The 17,107-nt window shown below is 61.0% G+C and carries 15 protein-coding genes; 14 read left to right on the top strand and 1 reads right to left on the bottom strand.

Going from position 1 to position 17,107, the window contains the following annotated elements; genetic code table 11:
- Window positions 1–68 precede the first annotated feature (68 nt).
- From AAAX59_RS04405 to AAAX59_RS04455, 11 genes are all read left to right on the top strand, one after another.
- Window positions 69–920: a type III pantothenate kinase gene (locus tag AAAX59_RS04405; RefSeq protein WP_349070824.1), complete on the top strand. Its 852-nt coding sequence runs from the start codon at window positions 69–71 to the stop codon at window positions 918–920.
- 83 nt (window positions 921–1,003) lie between these two features.
- Window positions 1,004–1,528, top strand: a complete 525-nt coding sequence (locus tag AAAX59_RS04410) for a dCMP deaminase family protein (RefSeq protein WP_195535517.1) — start codon at window positions 1,004–1,006, stop codon at window positions 1,526–1,528.
- A gap of 171 nt (window positions 1,529–1,699) precedes the next feature.
- Complete coding sequence (locus AAAX59_RS04415) at window positions 1,700–1,978, top strand: NifU family protein (RefSeq protein WP_217750973.1); 279 nt, start codon at window positions 1,700–1,702, stop codon at window positions 1,976–1,978.
- 109 nt (window positions 1,979–2,087) lie between these two features.
- On the top strand, window positions 2,088–2,909 hold the full coding sequence (gene lgt, locus AAAX59_RS04420; RefSeq protein WP_349070825.1) for a prolipoprotein diacylglyceryl transferase: 822 nt from the start codon (window positions 2,088–2,090) through the stop codon (window positions 2,907–2,909).
- 135 nt (window positions 2,910–3,044) lie between these two features.
- Window positions 3,045–5,228 (top strand): DUF6020 family protein, encoded by a 2,184-nt coding sequence (locus AAAX59_RS04425; protein WP_349070827.1) that lies wholly within the window; start codon window positions 3,045–3,047, stop codon window positions 5,226–5,228.
- 165 nt (window positions 5,229–5,393) lie between these two features.
- Window positions 5,394–6,200: a YebC/PmpR family DNA-binding transcriptional regulator gene (locus tag AAAX59_RS04430; RefSeq protein ID WP_195234796.1), complete on the top strand. Its 807-nt coding sequence runs from the start codon at window positions 5,394–5,396 to the stop codon at window positions 6,198–6,200.
- A 165-nt stretch (window positions 6,201–6,365) separates the two neighbouring features.
- Window positions 6,366–6,911, top strand: a complete 546-nt coding sequence (locus tag AAAX59_RS04435) for a hypothetical protein (protein ID WP_349070829.1) — start codon at window positions 6,366–6,368, stop codon at window positions 6,909–6,911.
- A complete protein-coding gene (locus AAAX59_RS04440) occupies window positions 6,904–7,281 on the top strand; it encodes a DUF2273 domain-containing protein (protein ID WP_349070830.1) in 378 nt (125 codons plus the stop codon). Before AAAX59_RS04435 ends, AAAX59_RS04440 begins: the two co-directional genes overlap by 8 nt.
- Window positions 7,282–7,325: 44 nt before the next feature.
- Window positions 7,326–7,847, top strand: coding sequence for an Asp23/Gls24 family envelope stress response protein (locus AAAX59_RS04445; RefSeq protein WP_349070831.1), 522 nt, complete (start codon window positions 7,326–7,328; stop codon window positions 7,845–7,847).
- 206 nt (window positions 7,848–8,053) lie between these two features.
- Complete coding sequence (locus AAAX59_RS04450) at window positions 8,054–9,076, top strand: YitT family protein (protein ID WP_349070833.1); 1,023 nt, start codon at window positions 8,054–8,056, stop codon at window positions 9,074–9,076.
- A gap of 150 nt (window positions 9,077–9,226) precedes the next feature.
- A complete protein-coding gene (locus AAAX59_RS04455; RefSeq protein WP_349070834.1) occupies window positions 9,227–10,519 on the top strand; it encodes a zinc-ribbon domain-containing protein in 1,293 nt (430 codons plus the stop codon).
- A 140-nt stretch (window positions 10,520–10,659) separates the two neighbouring features.
- Here the strand turns inward: AAAX59_RS04455 and AAAX59_RS04460 are convergent, their stop codons facing one another.
- Complete coding sequence (locus AAAX59_RS04460; RefSeq protein WP_349070835.1) at window positions 10,660–12,123, bottom strand: M20 family metallopeptidase; 1,464 nt, start codon at window positions 12,121–12,123, stop codon at window positions 10,660–10,662.
- A 162-nt stretch (window positions 12,124–12,285) separates the two neighbouring features.
- Between AAAX59_RS04460 and AAAX59_RS04465 the strand changes: the two genes are divergently transcribed.
- The 3 genes from AAAX59_RS04465 to groL all read left to right on the top strand — a co-directional run bounded on the left by AAAX59_RS04465 (window position 12,286) and on the right by groL (window position 16,875).
- On the top strand, window positions 12,286–13,929 hold the full coding sequence (locus AAAX59_RS04465) for an amidohydrolase (RefSeq protein ID WP_349070836.1): 1,644 nt from the start codon (window positions 12,286–12,288) through the stop codon (window positions 13,927–13,929).
- 918 nt (window positions 13,930–14,847) lie between these two features.
- Window positions 14,848–15,141: a co-chaperone GroES gene (gene groES / locus AAAX59_RS04470; RefSeq protein ID WP_022094351.1), complete on the top strand. Its 294-nt coding sequence runs from the start codon at window positions 14,848–14,850 to the stop codon at window positions 15,139–15,141.
- Between the two features lie 96 nt (window positions 15,142–15,237).
- Complete coding sequence (gene groL, locus AAAX59_RS04475; protein WP_006234938.1) at window positions 15,238–16,875, top strand: chaperonin GroEL; 1,638 nt, start codon at window positions 15,238–15,240, stop codon at window positions 16,873–16,875.
- The last annotated feature ends 232 nt before the right edge of the window (window positions 16,876–17,107 follow it).

Genomic DNA, 17,107 nt, shown 5'->3' on the forward strand with positions numbered 1-17,107 from the left:
AAAGCAGCTAATTTGGGATGCATTTGTATACGGGATATACTGCTGGGCAGACGAAAGGAGCGCCGACGATGCTTAATGGGTGCGCATATATATTGACGGTCGACGTGGGCAACACGTTCATTCGCTTTGGCCTGTTTGCAGAGGATTCGGCTGCGGCGCAGGAATGTCCACTTGCGACGTGCGAGATCACCACGCCGGCGAGCATTACAGCCGATGAGGCGCGCATGAGGCTCGCGCAGGTCATGGGCGCCCTTGCGGCCGATGCGGGCATACTGGGCGCACTCGTGCCCGCGGCGGCCGTGCTGAGTTGCGTGGTGCCGGCGCTCGAGCGCCCGTGGAAGGCGGCACTTTCCCGCACCTGTACGGGGCGCGTGCTCACCGTGGGGCCGGGTCTCAAGACCGGCATGCCCGTGCACTACGACGACCCGGCCGAGATCGGTCCCGACCGCATCGCCGATGCCGTGGCGGCCCGCGCCGTCTACGGCTCGCCGTGCATCGTGATCGATCTTGGCACCACGACCAATATCGAGGTCATCGATGCGCACGGTACCTTTGTGGGCGGCGTCATCGCGCCGGGTCTGGCGCTTGGTGCCCGCTCGCTTTCGGCCGCTGCGGCGCGCCTGCCCCAGGTTGAGCCCTCGGCACCGACGCATGTCATCGGCCGCAACACGCGCGAGGCCATGCGTTCGGGCGTGGTCTTAGGCGAGGTAGCACGCATCGACGGCATGCTCGACATGGTGCTTGCCGAGATGCGCGCGACCAAGGCAGCGGGGGAGGGCGATGTGCCCATCGTCATTACCGGCGACGATGCCGAGGCGCTCGCGGCGTTGGTCGGCCACAGCCTGACGGTCGACGACGCGCTCACGCTGCGAGGTCTGGCCGAGCTCTACCGCATCAACCAAAAGCCCCGCCGCGCGTAGGACGAGGAAGTCGGTGGGACAAACGCCCCCACCACCTACCTGCTACAATGGGTCAAAATGTTGCGATTACGGAGGTGTCTGCCATGTCGGACGATCTTCATCAAACTGCGTCGGGCAAGCGCCGCGACGTCATTAGCTGGGACGAGTTCTTTATGAGCGTGGCCATTGCCGCGCAGCGCCGCAGCAAGGACCCCAACACGCAGGTGGGCGCGTGCATCGCCAGCACCAACCACCGCATCCTCTCGGTGGGCTACAACGGCACGCCCTCGGCGCTCAACGACGACTTTTTCCCGTGGGGAACGAGCGATGACCCGTTACAGGACAAGCACAACTACGTGGTGCATGCCGAGGCAAACGCCGTGCTCAACTACCGCGGCTCGCTCAAAGACCTTGAGGGTTCCACGGTCTACGTCACGCTGTTTCCGTGCCACGACTGCGCCAAGATCCTGGCGCAGGTGGGCGTGGGCGAGGTCGTCTACCTGGACAACAAGTATGCCGACACCGATGACGGCCGTATCAGCCGCCGTATCCTCGACTCCTGCGGCATCAGCTACCGCCAGGTCATCGTCGATGTCCATATTGGTACCGGGGAGCAAGCTCAGCAGTAGCGCGTGCCAATGCCAGCTGGCGGCAAAAACAGCCAAAAGAGCCCCGTCCCAAATTGACTGCTCGTGAAAGTCGTGTCCGCGCGCATGGCTGGCGCTCAAGCGGGTACATGGCTGTAGTAACATAGCCCCTGTCCGCGGGCATGCCCGCGTTATTGTGAGAAAGGAGCCCCTGTGGCTGTTAACGAAGAGCTGCTTAAGAAGGTTCTTGAGGAGATTCGCCCCAACCTGCAGGCCGATGGCGGCGATATGGAGTATGTGGGCGTCGACGACGAGGGTGTCGTCAAGCTGGAGCTGCAGGGCGCCTGCGCCGGCTGCCCCATGAGCTCGCTGACCCTGTCCATGGGTATCGAGCGCATCCTCAAGGAGCATGTGCCCGGCGTTACCCGCGTCGAGCAGGTCAATGTCTCCGGCGAGGCCGAGGACCTGTACGACGAGTACGCGCCGTTCTAAGATGCGAAAGCTGCGGACGGCAAACTCCGCATAGACGTTACGCCCAAATATGCGGCTGCGAGCGTAAGGCCCGCGGCCGCATTTGTATGTAGGGAGCAGGGGGATCGACATGCTCAACGACCTCTACCATATGCTTGATCCTGTCGCGATTTCGGCGGGTCCCATCACTATCTACTGGTACGGTCTGGCCTATGTGGTCGGCGCCCTGCTCACGGCGGTCGTCATGTACCGCACGCAGCGCCGTTGGGGCTTTAACATCACGATTGACGACCTGACGAGCGTCGTAGTCGGTGTGGTCTTTGGACTCATTATCGGTGCGCGCCTGTTCTACGTCGTCTTTTACGGCGACGGCTACTACTGGGCCCATCCGCTCGAGATTTTTGCCACCAACGAGGGCGGTATGAGCTTCCATGGCGGCTTGGTGGGCGGCATTATCGGCGGCATCATCGTGTGCCGCATGTATAAGCTCGATGCCTGGACTTTGGCAGACCTTGCCGTCGTAGGCGCGCCGCTGGCCTTGTGCCTGGGCCGTTGTGCCAACTTTGTCAACGGTGAGCTGTGGGGCAAGCCGACCGATCTGCCCTGGGGCGTGGTCTTCGGTGGCACCGCGGGCGATATGCCGCGTCACCCCTCCCAGCTCTACGAGGCATTTCTTGAGGGCATCGTGCTCTTTTGCATTCTGCAGGTGCTCAGCCGCAAAAAGCCGCTACTGCCCCAAGGCACGTTTATGGGCGTCTTTGTGATGGGCTACGGCATCGTTCGCTTTTTGATTGAGTTTGTGCGTGTGCCCGATGCGCAGCTGGGCTATCTGCTGGGCGGCGTCATCACCATGGGTCAGCTGCTGAGCCTGCCGCTCGTAATCGCGGGCCTGGCGCTCATCATCTTTGCTCGTCGCCGCAACCAACCCCAGCGCATCTACCTCGACGCCTAACCACCACAAAGGGGACAGGCACCTTTGTGGTGATTCGCTGGGCAACGATGACAGAACCGTAACGTCTCCCCAGATAAAACCTGCCAAAATAAACCTGTCCCTTTTTGGCAGGTTTCTAGAAAGGCTCTTTGAACTGTGAAGGATTCCGACCTCTCCACAACGGCTGCGCGCGACGCCGCTCGCATCGTCTGGTTTAAGCGCTACCCAGCCAAGCAGACGCTCATCGCATTTTTGCTCGCGCTGTTGGCGACCACGGCGTTTTCCATCGACCCCGCCCCCGTGTCGAGTAACGCGGTCTTGGCGATTGACCCCAAAGCCTCGGGTATGCTGTACGTCTGCTACGAGGTGCTCCTCTCGTTTGCCGGGCATACCGACGCAGTCATGCTGCTCGCGCTTGCCTACCTGCTCACGCTGCCGTTTCGCTACGTCTTCTTTGGCCGCGGCGACGCTTGGCGCCCTTCGGTCATCCTGCCGTCGCTGTTCTTTGCCATCTGTATGGTGTTTGGCCGCAGCTACGACCTCACCGACTCGGCCGAGATTGTGCTTGGCGACAAGGCCCGCATCATCTGTGCCTGGATCGGCGGCGCGGGCTGGATGCTCCTAGCGGTCGTTGCCTTCTATCTGGCTTTTGAGTGTCTGGATTGGCTGAGCTCTCGGCGCATTCCGTTTTCCGAAGCGCACTTTGGCCGCGTATGGCGCGTGACCCATACCGTGCTCTCGGTCCATCCCTTTGCCGGGCCCCTCCTGGTGCTTATGATCGCCTGGGCGCCCACGCTCATCGCCTCGCTGTCCGGCCTCTTTATGGGAGACACGGGCGCGCAGATTCGCCAGTGGTTCAACTACCCCAACGGCACGAGCGACTACCTGCGTCTGCTCAACCCCAATGTGTTGCTCAATGGGCACCACCCCGTGGCGCACACCGCCATCATCGGCTCGTGTGTCCAGCTGGGCCTTTCGCTGTTTAACAGCGCCAACGCGGGCCTTGCCATCTACACCTGCACTCAGTTTGTGATCACGGCTGCCTGCATGGCCTATTCCATCTCGTTACTGCGCAAGTTGGGTGTGAGCCTGCCGGTCCGCGGCATTATCCTGCTGTTCTTTGCGTTTATGCCGATATTCTCCAACTACGCGGCGCTGCTCACCAAAGACGTGCTCTTTGCCGACGCGTTTTTGGTGCTGTTGGTGCAGACCGTGAAGCTCGTGGCCTGCGGCCTGCCCCGTCGCGACGCCAATGCCGAACGTGCGGGCGAACAGAGGCCCGTGCTCTTTGCGCTCCATGACTGGCTGCTGCTCGTGCTGGGTGCTATGGGTTCCACGTTTTTGCGCAACGGCGGTCTGGTGTTTCCGCTGGCGGCATGCGTAATCGCGGCGGCGTTTTGTGCCTGGGACGTGCATGTGGCTCGTCGTGCGGCCAAGCAGGCTAGTGCTGCACCTTCGGGCGCCATCCCGCGTTTCCGCTGGGTGGGAGTTCTTGCGGTGCTTGCACTCTGCCTTGCCTCTAATATGTACTTCACCAAGGTCTTTATGCCGGCGCACGACATCACGCCTGGTTCCAAGCGCGAAATCCTCTCGATTCCGTTCCAGCAGACGGCTCGTTTCGTCCAAAAGCACGACGGCCTCAACTCGGGCGTCAACCCCACGGTTAAGGAGGACGGCACTATCGTGGAGGCTCCTTGCGACGGTCTGGTGACCGACGAAGCGCGTGCCGTGATCGACCGTGTGCTCAAGTACGAGAATCTGGGTCGCCGTTACAACCCGGATAAGTCGGACGCCGTCAAAAATTGCTTTAACGAGTACGCCTCGCAGGAGGACATCAAGGCCTATTTTGAGGTGTGGGCCCAGATGTTCAAAAAGGATCCCGAGTGCTATATCTCGGCGCTCATCAATAACTACTACGGCTACTTTTATCCGAGTGCCCGCGATGTGTGGGTCTACAGCACGGCGCGCAGTGCCGAGATCATGGCGAAGCCCGATAACCTCAAGTACTTTGACTTCCATCCGGTCGATAGCAAGGTCGTGCGCTGGTGCGACCACCTGATCAACCTGTATCGCGTGGCAGTACAACGCATCCCGTTTATCTCGCTCGCCATGAGCTCGGCCACCTATGTGTGGATTATGATCGCCGTGGTGGCCTATCTGCTGCGTCGTCATTCGTGGCGCGGGCTGGCCATTTGGGTGCCGTTGCTGGGCGTGCTCGCCGTGTGCCTGATCGGTCCTTGCAACGGCTCGACCTACATGCGCTACCTGTATCCGGTCATCGCCTGCATGCCCTTTGCCATCGGCGCCACCATCACCCGCAGCGACCTCCTCTGGTCCTAATTTGGTGCAAAGGGGGCAGGTTACTTTGCGCCAAGGGGCTGCATCATCACGACGCCTTCATTTTGGGGTTTATCTCACAGGCCAGTAGGTATATCATAACGACGTTTGTTTATATTGCCCGAGCATCTGCGCTGGGCTTTAGGTCGAAACCGATAGGAGACACGTATGTCCGGACACTCTAAGTGGGCCACAACCAAGCATCGTAAGGGCGCGCAGGACGCCAAGCGTTCCGCCCTCTTCTCCAAGCTGAGCCGCAACATCACCGTTGCTGCCCGTCTCGGCGGCGACCCGCTGCCCGAGAACAACGCCAGCCTCGCCGCTGCCGTTGCCAAGGCCAAGGCTCAGTCCATGCCCAAGGACAAGATCAAGTCCGCTATCGACAAGGCCTTCGGTTCGGGTGCCGACGCCGCTGTCTACGAGAACATCGTGTACGAGGGCTATGGTCCCGCCGGTGTCGCCGTCTACGTCGACTGCCTGACCGATAACCGCAACCGCACTGCCGCCGATGTCCGTTCCGCCTTCTCCCACGCTGGCGGCAACCTGGGCACCTCCGGCTCCGTCGCCTTCCAGTTTGAGCGCAAGGGCCAGATCGTCGTCGCCAAGGAGATCCTGGACGAGAACGCCAAGAAGGAGACCATGATCGCCAACGGTGCTGCCGGTGACGAGGATGAGTTCATGATGGCAATCGCCGAGGCCGGTGGCGAGGACTACGAGGACGCCGGCGAGGAGTGGATTGTCTGGACCGCCGCCAACGACGTCATGGCTGTTTCCAAGGCGCTCGAGGAGCAGGGCATTCAGGTCAAGGGCTCCGAGACCACTATGGTTCCGACCACCCCGACCGAGGTCTCCGGTGCCGACGCCAAGAAGGTCCAGCGCCTCATCGACCGTCTCGAGGAGCTCGACGACGTCCAGGATGTTTACAGCACCATGGATATGACCGACGAGGTCATCGCTGCCCTCGAGGAGGAGTAGCGCCTGCACGGGTTAAGCCGTGCATATCTGGGCATAATGAAACGAGCATGCAAGCCTCGTGGAATAGATGAGCCGGATCCGCGTGCGTACAGCACCGGACCCGGCTCTTTTATAATGATGCGAATCGTTTTGCATTCTGTGGACCGAAACCTGAAGGGAGCGCGCGTGCGCGTACTCAAACGAGCCCTAGCGATCGTGTACCTTGCCGCCGCCATCGTGGCACTGGGTACGCTTGTCTGCCAGTTCTGGGGACCGTATACGTATCGTTTTATGCTGCTGATGCGCGATCCCATGCCGCGTATCGTCGTTACGGTGTGTGCCGGCGTTGTGGCGATTGGTGTGCTGGTGGGCTTCTTTCGCTTGATGTTTGCCCGTCGTGAGCCGTCTTGCGTGCATCCGGCGGGGGAGCGCAATATCGAGGTCACCCTCGCGGCGCTTTCCTCGTGTGCCAGGGCCGCCGCCGAGCGCGACGACCGCGTGATGATTGAGCGTATCGAGGCACGCGTGCAGGGCTCCGACGAGTCGCGCGTCCGTTTTAAGGTCGAGGCTATCGCGCTCGACGATAGGGACGTCGCTTCTCTTGCTACCGCGATGCAGCAGCGTATCGAGGAGGCCTGCGACACCATGCTCGGCACGCCGGGTACGTCCGCGCGCGTCCGCTTTTTACCGTCCAAGACTACCGTCCAGACCGTGGAGGTTTCCGGTGAGTGATACCAATCAAGACAAGACCGCCCGCACGCCGCGCCTGACGATCGACCAGAGCGCTATGCAGGCAGGCGAGGCCGCCGACACCAAGCCCGAGGCCAGCGAGCAGCATGACGCCGCCGCCAACGACTTTGACGAGGCTATGGGTCTCATCAAGGGAACCGGGGCTGCTATCTGGAGCTATGCCGTGCGCCACCCCAACACCACGCTTGGTGCCGTCGCGGGTTTTATTCTTGCCGTTTTGGTGCTCACGCTGGGCCTGTGGGATACGCTGGTCATCGCGTTCTTTGTGCTGATCGGTGCCGTGATCGGCCAGATCCGCGACGGCGAGAACGGTATCGTCAACTTCTTCGGTCGTCTGTTTAGCGGCCACTAGCACGTATTCGACCGCCGCGTGTGCGGTGGGCATAAGGAGGAACCATGGCTTTTAATACGAAGGTCGATGTAGCCGATACCGAGCTCGAGGAGAACGAGGCGGTCGTCGCCGAAGCCGAGGATGTAGAACTCGAAGGTCAGTCTCTCGCCGAGGTGGAGACCGAGTCCGAGGTGGACGAGGATGATGAGGAGCCGGATGAGTCCGAGGACTCGCTGACCTATTCTAACGGCGTAATCGAGAAAATTGTCGCCATGGCCACCCGTGAGGTTCCGCACGTCCTGGGCATGAAGGGTAACCTCATGCACTTTGTGCAGGAGCAGTTTGGCGCCGAGAATCTGACCAAGGGCGTAACGGTCGAGGTTACCGATGATAACCGTGTGGTCGTTAACATCTCCGTCATTATCGAGTACGGCGCTTACGCTCCTGCGATCTTCGATGACGTCAAGACGCGCGTGACCGAGCGCCTGGCTGCGATGACTGGCCTTGAGGTGGCGGGCGTCAACCTGCGTATCGAAGACGTCATCACCCCCGAGGAGTACGAGCACCGCACCAGCCAGCACGAGTAACCAACCAAAAAGGGACAGGTTTGTTTTGGCAGGTTTTATCTGCGAAAACGTTAAACGGCCGACCGCGCAAGCAAAAGCGTGGCCGGCCGTTTCTGTACGCTCCCGATGTAGGCATACCGCTCGTCTAACTAAGGGTTGCAATCCCCACGTTCCGCGTTACCCTAATGGGCACATTGTTTCCAAATTGTTAACGAGGAGTTGCCGTAATGGCCGACGAGCACGAAACAGAAAGCAAGGCATGGGCAATTGAGGCCGCCGCGGCAGAGGCGGCATCGCGTGCTGCCGAGGAGGTGCGTCGTCCTCCCGTGGTGCCGATGGAGCGCGTGGTTGATCGCACCGATATCGAGCGCGGCGAGCGTGCCGGCCAAAAGCGCAGCCAGGAGCCAGGTTTTCCGCGCTTTTTTGCCGAGCTCAATCTGGGCCTGATCCTCACGGCCTTTGCCATCGTCGCGTTTAAAACCCCTAATCACTTTGCTTTTGGCGGCACCTCGGGCGTGTCGGTCATTCTGTCCACGCTGTTCCCGACCCTGCCCGTCGGCGTCTTTATGTGGATTATCAACGCGGTTCTCGTCGTTTTGGGTTTTATCTTTTTGGAGCGCAAGGCAATCCTGTGGAGCGTCTTCGCCTCGTTTGCGCTGTCCGCCTATGTTTCGCTGTTTGAGCTCTTTATTCCGACCGATGTCTCGATGACGGGCGATATGTGGCTCGACCTGTGCTTTGCCGTGATTCTGCCGGCGCTCGGCAGCGCCATCGTCTTTGATATTGGTGCCTCGACGGGCGGCACGGACATTCTCGCCATGATCCTCAAACGTCGCACGACGCTCGAGATTGGCCGCGCCCTGCTGTTGGTCGATATCGGCATCGTGACCATCGCGGCCTTCTTGTACGGCCCGCGCGTCGGTCTGTATTGCGTGCTTGGCCTGTTTGCCAAGACGCTTGTGGTCGACAAGGCCATCGAGAGCATTCACCTGCGCAAAGTCTGCACGGTCATTTGCTCCGAGCCGCGCAAAGTCGAGGAGTTTATCGTCAAACATCTCAACCGTACGGCGACTATCAGCCGCGGCTACGGTGCCTTTTCGGGCAAGTGCGTGACGGTGATTATGAGCGTGCTGAGTCGTCGCGAGGCCGTGCAGCTGCGTCGCTATGCTCGCGAGATCGATCCGGGTGCCTTTATCACGATCGTCGACAGCTCCGAGATCGTCGGCAAGGGCTTCCGCGGAACGAACTAACGCGGTCGAGCTTATCAAACAATCGAATAGCGCCCTGCGCATTGCAAATGCGTCATGTTGGAGTATTTGTCCCCACATTGGGTGATAATGATGCCAAAGACATCGTTTGCGATCCAGATGATTCGCTCAAGATACGAAGGGATGATCTCGATGTTCTGTTCGCAGTGTGGTGCCCCCATGGGCGACAACGATAAGTTCTGTGGTGCGTGTGGTGCCCCCAATACCGGTGCCGCAGCCTCTGCCCCTCAGGGTCAGCCCCAGCAGTTTGTTCCGCAACCGCCCGTGGCGAATGCGTCCAAGGGCTGTGTGGCTCAGGCGTTTGAGGACATGACCAAGACGCCGGGCGTGCTGCAGCGCGTGTGCCAGATCGCCTTTTTGCCGGCGCTCATCTGTGTCGTGTCAGTGCTCGTGCTGTTCATTCCCGTTATCGGCGGTATCGCGGCTGCCATCGGCTTTTTGGCAGCTTGCATTGCGAGCGTGTGTGGTTCCGGCTTTGGTATTGAGTGGGGTCGCGATCTGTCGCTCAAGGTTGATGACGGTATGGATCGTCCACTCATGCGTTCCACGTCGTTTGGCCTCGGAGTCTTTTCGAGCGTTATCTCGGTCGTGCTCGAGGTTATCGCTGCCATTCCCGTTATCGGTGTAGTGCTTTCGCTGGTGGAGAGCGTGGTAATTGGCGCCGCGGGCTCGTATTCGTATTACGGCTCTTATGCACTCGAGGCGGCGCTGTTCGGCTCGCTTGGCCTGCTTGTCCTGGCTATGATTGCCACGGCGGTCTTGGGGGTCTTCTTTAAGATGTTCGCCGACATTGCCGTGATGCACTTTGCGGTGACCGGTCGTGTCGAGAGCGCGTTTTCGCTCGATAAGGTCTGGGCGGCCTTTAAGCACAACAAGACCAAACTGTTCTGCGCTTCGTTCCTTCCCGAGTTTTTGACGGGCCTGGTCGCCAACGTTGTCACCTGGATCCTGACGTTCGTCTTTGGCACCATTGCCTCTGTCGGTATGTATAGCTACTACTACCGTCCTACGGCTATTGAGGCGCTTGTTACCGGCGGTGGCATCACGCTCGTATTGTTCTTGGTGCTGACGGCGTTTGTCACGGTATTCCTCACGGTCTTTGGCAAGATGCTCAAGCACCGTGCCGTTGGCTATTGGGTCGCGCGCTACGCAAGCGAGTGGGCCGACGAGGACAAGGACGACGTCCTGACTTTTGTGCTGCCGTTTGAGAAGAAGTCTGCTCCGGCTGGTTTTGCCGCCGACGCAGCGCCCGTATCCGATTCCGCTGCGGCGCCGGCGCCTGCGCCCGAGCCCGAGCCCGAGCCCGAGCCTGAGCCCACGCCCGTGCCTGAGCCCGAGCCCGCGCCCATGCCGGAACCGGAGCCCGAGCCTGCGCCTGAGCCCGAGCCTGCGCCAAGCTCCGACGAGGACCCGCAGGACGAGTAACCCTGCCACCTGCCATTTGGGGACGGGGTGGAAACGGTAGAAATAGCGCTTGACAAATAAGCGGGGACGGACGTGCCGAAGCGTCCGCCCCCGCTTTGATATCGCGATGCGGCTATGACTGCGAGATGGTCGTGGATCGACTACTCGTCGTGCTTCTCCTCGCGGCGAGCGGCGACACGTGCATCGTGGATGCCCTTGATTGCGGCGTGTCGGGCGGTGCGGGCATCGTGCATGGCGTCGCGGGCCTCGGCGGCCGTGGTCTTGGCAGAGCGCAACTTGGCGGCCAGGTCGGGGTTGGTTTCGGCGACCGCGGTAATCGTGGGGCCGTCGAGCTCTTCTTGTGTGGGCTCGGCCAAAAAGTCGATGGCATACTGGGCAGCCACCATGGAGCCCTTTGCCAGCACCGACTCGTCGATCTTGTAGAAGCAGGAATGTTGGGCGTACGTGGCGCCAATCTTGGGGTTGCGCGTACCTACAAAGGCGAGCACGCCCGGTACACGGCGCAGGTACTCTGAAAAATCCTCGCCCGAAAGCGTGCCACGGTAATGGCCTTGACCGGTGGGGCCCAAGCACTTGATTACGGCCTGACGGCAGCGCTCGCTCGAGGCGGCGTCGTTTTCGACCTTGTAGTTGGCGATGGTGTAGTCGGTGAGCTCTGCCTCGGCGCCCAAGGCGGCCGCGGTATGCTCCACGATGCGACGCATAAGCTCCGGCATTTCCTCGTGGGTCGAATCGCCGTAGGTGCGCACCGTGCCGGCGAGGTAGGCCGTGCCGGCGATAACGTTGCGCGCGGTTCCGCCGTGCAGCTCGCCGACGGTAATGACGGCCGGCTCGTAGGGACTGATCTCGCGCGAAACGATGGTCTGCAGGGCATTGACGATCTCGGCGGCCACCATGACAGCGTCGTGGCCGCGCTGGGGCATGGCACCGTGGCATGAGGTGCCGCGAACATCGATGCGGAACCAGTCGGTATTGGCCATGCGCGGACCGGGCTCGCAGCTCACGGTGCCGGCGTCAACCTCGCTCCAGATGTGCGCGGCGTAGGCGCCATCGACGCCGTCGAGCACGCCCGTGCCGATCATGAGTTTGGCGCCCTGGCCGTTTTCCTCACTGGGCTGGAAGACGATGCGGACTTCGCCGTGGATGTCGTCGGTCATATGGCGCAGGATCTGCAGCGTGCCGAGCATCATGGCGATGTGGCAGTCGTGGCCGCAGGCGTGCATGCAGCCCTCGTTGACGCTGGCAAACTCCTCGCCGGTCTGCTCGGTGACGGGCAGGGCGTCGATATCCGCGCGCAGCAGGATGCGGCGGCGCGGCGTGCCGTCCTCGTGGTAGGCATCCGACGCGGTACCGCGAAGCGTTGCCACCAAGCCGGTCTTGAGCGGACGCTCGTAGGGGATATTCATGGCGTCGAGCTGGTTGGCGATGTCGGAGGTCGTGCGCTCCTCGGCAAGGCTCAGCTCCGGGTGCTTATGGAAGTGCCGGCGCTGCTTGATGATATAGGGTTCAAACTCGGTAGCGATATCTTTGATGGCTGCGGTGACGTCGTCAGCCGCGCGAGCCTCGGTCGCCGCCATAATCTGCTGTGCCTTGGTCTTCGTCATGGTCGATTTGCTCCTTGCTGGGTTGATCGCAAAATCGTACAGGCTCTCTCCAGTATGCCACCTGCCGCTAGGGCTGGTAAAGTTGCCGTTTGCCGCTTGGGGTTTTGTTACAAGGGCGGGGGAGTACACTCGGGGGTGTTGAATTTCCTGCCAGAGATGGGGATGCCCATGCAACATATCGATCGGATTATCCGCTCCAAGAACGTCTTTACCGCGCAAGACGGCATCGATACCGCCCGCGAGCTGGCGATTGCCATCGCAGGCGACCGTATCGTCGCAGTCGGTGAGCCCGATGACGTGATCGCCGCCGCTCCTGCCGCCACGTCGGTTATCGACTACGGCGAGCAGTTTGTCTGCCCCGGCTTTCATGACGCTCATCTGCACTTCTTCCATACCTCGGTCGGTTCCTCGCCGTACATGCTCATGGATATGGGCACGTCCGAGGCGGCACTGGTGCAGCACGCGCTCGAGTTTTCCAAGGACCTGCCCGATGACGCTTGGGTTGTGACGCAGGGCTGGCGCGACTACCGTTGGGACCCGCCCGAGCATCCTACCAAGGCGTCGCTCGATGCGGCATTCCCCGATCGTCCCTGCGTTATGTATTCGGGCGACGGGCATACGCTTTGGCTCAACAGCCGCGCACTCGATGCACTCGGCGTCACGCGCGACAGCGAGCCTCCGGCGGGCGGCAGCTACGACAAGGACGCAAGCGGCGAGCTCGCGGGCATTGCTCACGAGGCGGCTGCCATGCAGCTGCTACCGCGCTGCCTTGAGTGGCTGGGGGAGGATCGCATTGCAAGCGCTTACGCCGATCAAATGAGGCGTATGGCCGAGCAGGGTATCACCTCGATCTGCGATATGTCGCTCATGCCTATGCCGGGCTGCGATTTTATCCGCGACGATGTCTACGACAAACTGCAGGCAGCCGGCAAGTTGGGCATCCGAGCCCATCTGTTCCCCACGCTGCTGGATGACCAGTCGCGCTTGGAAGAGCTGCAGGCACGTTACGCGAACAATGTGCTGCTTTCGGCACCGGGCTTTAAGCAGTTCTTCGACGGCGTGTCGAGCGAACACACGGCATATCTCACCGAGCCCTATACCAATCCGCGCTTCCCGGGCGACCAGGGCCGTCTGACAGTTCCTGCCGAGCGCATGCGTAAGCTGGTTCTGGCGGCTGCGGAGCGCGGCCACACTGTGCGTATCCACGTCATCGGCGACGGTGCGATTCATGCCGCGCTGGATATCTTTGAGGAGGCCGCCGACCTGTACGGCCTGCCCCAGCACGGCCATAACACACTCGAGCATCTGGAGAACCTCCTGCCCGAGGACATCGACCGCCTGCGCAAGCTCAACGTGGTCGCCTCGAGCCAGCCCTGCCACATCACGCTCGATCCGGGCGGCCCCGAGCGCGATTTGGGCATGGAGCGCAGCCGCATCATGTGGCCGTTTGCAACCTATAAGCAGCGCGGCATTCGCCAAGCCTTCGGTACCGACAGCCCCATCACGCCTGTTACCAGCATGAACGTGCTCTACACGGCTATTACGCGCCAAGACCCCAAAAGCCACTGGCCCGAGGGCGGCTGGTTGCCGAGCGAGCGTATCGATGCGGCAACGGCTCTGCGCAACTACACCCTGGGCAGCGCCTATGCAGCGGGCGACGAGCAAAGCCTCGGCAGCCTGGAACCCGGCAAATACGCCGACCTGGTAGTCCTGGACCAAAACCCACTCACCATCGACCCCCAAGAACTCCAAGCCACCAAAGTCCAAGCCACCTACCTAGCCGGCAACCTGATCTACGAGCGCTAAGTATTCATGTCTTACCGTTAAACGCGGCTCGGGCAGCTTATTTTGGGATGGCGCTCGAGCCGCGTTTGCGTTTCGGTGAGGATCCGCCATGTGCGTCCCTGCTCTGTTGGATTTGGGCGCGGGGTTGAGGTGCTGCTCCGTGCGTTCAATTTGGACATCAGCAGTGAAACCTCATGGTGTTTTGCATACTTCCAGTTGCAGATTGCATAAAAAAGCTGAGATGTTCTTTCCGGCCCTGATGTACCCCCGCCTGGGCCGTGCAAAAAACGGAGTATTCAGCACCGCGAGCTCTGCCGGTGCCGCTGCGGCTGAGTAACGTTACGGAGATTGACGTCATTTTGGGCTCCGGTACGGCGCGAAGTACGCCCATTTGTCCCAACGGGGTCTGCCCACCGACCAAAACCGCCCGCTGAAGGCGTTCTAGGGACCAATAAGGTATGTCCGGCGCGTATGCAGCCACCCTGGCCTGCTGAAAACTCCCAAAAATGCACGGTGCTCCCCAGGGGACCCGTGCTCGCAACGAAAACCATGCCCATGTCGCTATCCGCATCGCCTTTTTGCTGCACTGACTTTTCTGAATGCCGGGCTCGAATTAGTTAACCTGCCTCCCGTGTGGCTCCGGAGGGGCGGGGCATAAGGTTTATCGCGAGTTCCGCACGAGCCGAAGGCCACTTAATGTGGCCTTCGTGCGAGCAGGACTGCCCGAGCAGGAAACCTTATGCCCCGCCCCTCCGGAGCCACACGGGAGCCACTGCTAAGTTATCCCCCGGCATTCAGAAAATCTAAGTGCCAAAAAATAAGATTTTTTGACTCTGTGTTGTATAACCCGCCATTCGTGGGTACCATTCAACGCGTACGCAAACAAAAAGGGTTAATTCGCGTGGTATAACCGCGCGGCCCAAAAAGGAGGAGACAAGCATGTCGTCTTTGAAGCCGCTTGCAGATCGTGTTCTGGTCAAGCCCGACGAGGCCGAGCAGAAGACCGCTTCTGGTCTGTATATCGCCAGCAACGCTCAGGAGAAGCCGCAGCGTGGCACCATCGTTGCCGTTGGCGCCGGCAAGGTCAACGACAAGGGTGAGCGCATCCCCATGGACGTCAAGGTCGGCGACGTTGTCATCTACGGTAAGTTCGGTGGCAACGAGGTCAAGGTCGACGGCGAGAAGTATCTGCTGATGCGCGCCGACGACATCTACGCTGTTGTCGAGGCCTAGTCTCGTCAGAATCTCTGATTCGTCTTTGAACGCGCCCGCCGCATAGGACTCGGAAGCGGCGACGCGAGTCACGTTTCTTTTGGAGGATTACCTACCATGGCAAAGAACATTACGTTCAACACCGATGCCCGCGCTAAGCTTGCCAAGGGCGTCAACACTCTGGCCGACGCCGTTACCGTCACCATGGGCCCCAAGGGTCGCTACGTTGCGCTGCAGCGCACGTTCGGTGCTCCGACCATCACCAACGACGGCGTTTCTGTCGCCAAGGAGATCGAGCTCGAGGACAACATCGAGAACATGGGCGCTCAGCTGGTGAAGGAGGTCGCCACCAAGACCAACGACACCGTGGGTGACGGCACCACCACCGCAACCCTGCTCGCTCAAGCCATCGTCAACGACGGTCTGCGCAACGTCGCCGCTGGCGCCAACCCGCTGGCCATCCGTCGCGGCATCGACAAGGCCGTCAACGCCGCCGTCGCCGAGATGAAGAAGCAGGCCAAGCCGGTCGAGACCAAGGAGCAGATTGCTTCCGTCGGTACCATCTCCGCCGGTGACCCCGAGGTCGGCGAGAAGATCGCCGAGGCCATGGAGGTCGTGGGCAAGGACGGCGTCATCACCGTCGAGGATTCCCAGACGTTCGACATCACCATCGACACCGTCGAGGGCATGCAGTTCGACAAGGGCTATGTCTCCGCTTACTTCGTCACGGACAACGACCGCATGGAGGCCGTGATGAAGGATCCGTACATCCTCATCACCGACCAGAAGATCTCCAGCGTTCAGGACATCATGCCCGTTCTCGAGGCTGTCCAGCGCGCTGGCCGTGGCCTGCTCATCATCGCTGAGGACATCGACGGCGAAGCTCTGCCTACCCTGGTCCTCAACAAGATCCGTGGCGCCCTCAACGTCTGCGCCGTCAAGGCCCCGGGCTACGGCGATCGCCGCAAGCGCATTCTCGAGGACATCGCCGTCCTCACCGGTGGCCAGGCTGCCCTGGACGAGTTGGGCGTGAAGGTCGCTGACATCACCGCTGATATGCTCGGTACCGCTAAGTCCGTCACCATCTCCAAGGACAACACCGTCGTCGTCGGTGGCGCTGGCTCCAAGGAGGCCATCGACGCTCGTATCGCTCAGATCAAGGGTGAGATGGAGAACACCACCTCTGACTTCGACCGCGAGAAGCTCCAGGAGCGCCTGGCCAAGCTCTCCGGTGGCGTTGCCGTCATCAAGGTCGGCGCTGCTACCGAGTCCGAGCTCAAGGAGATCAAGCACCGCGTCGAGGACGCCTTGCAGGCAACCCGCGCTGCTGTCGAGGAGGGCATTGTCGCCGGTGGCGGCGTCGCCTTCATGGACGCTGCTCCTGCGCTCGATGCTGTCGAGATCGACGACCCCGAGGAGAAGATCGGCGTCGATATCGTCAAGAAGGCTCTGACTGCTCCGGTCGCTACCATCGCCAAGAACGCTGGTTTTGAGGGCGCTGTCGTGGTCGACAAGGTTGCCGAGCTGCCCGCCGGCCAGGGTCTCAACTCTGCCAACGGCGAGTGGGGCGACATGATCGAGATGGGCGTCCTCGACCCCGTCAAGGTCAGCCGCGTCACCCTGCAGAACGCTGCTTCTGTCGCCAGCCTGATCCTCATCACCGAGGCTACCGTCTCCGATGTCCCCAAGAACACTCAGCTTGAGGACGCAATCGCTGCTGCTACCGCTGGTCAGCAGGGCGGCGGTATGTACTAAGGCCGACAAGGTCTAGAACTCCCACCGGGAATCCGGGGGCGTGACGGGGTTTCTCTCCGGAACGTCCTCGGACATGCAAAGAGGCTCCGCATCGCGCTTCGCGCTGCGGAGCCTCTTTGCGTCCTGACGCTCCTATTTGGCAAGGTGTTTTTTAGAATCCATTTTGCGCTCGGCCTCGAAGGCTTGCCTGTCCCAATCGAGCGGAAGTCCGGCCTCGACCCATGCCTCGTAG

Source organism: Collinsella sp. CLA-ER-H2, from assembly GCF_040092405.1.
In the GTDB taxonomy this organism is placed as follows: domain Bacteria; phylum Actinomycetota; class Coriobacteriia; order Coriobacteriales; family Coriobacteriaceae; genus Collinsella.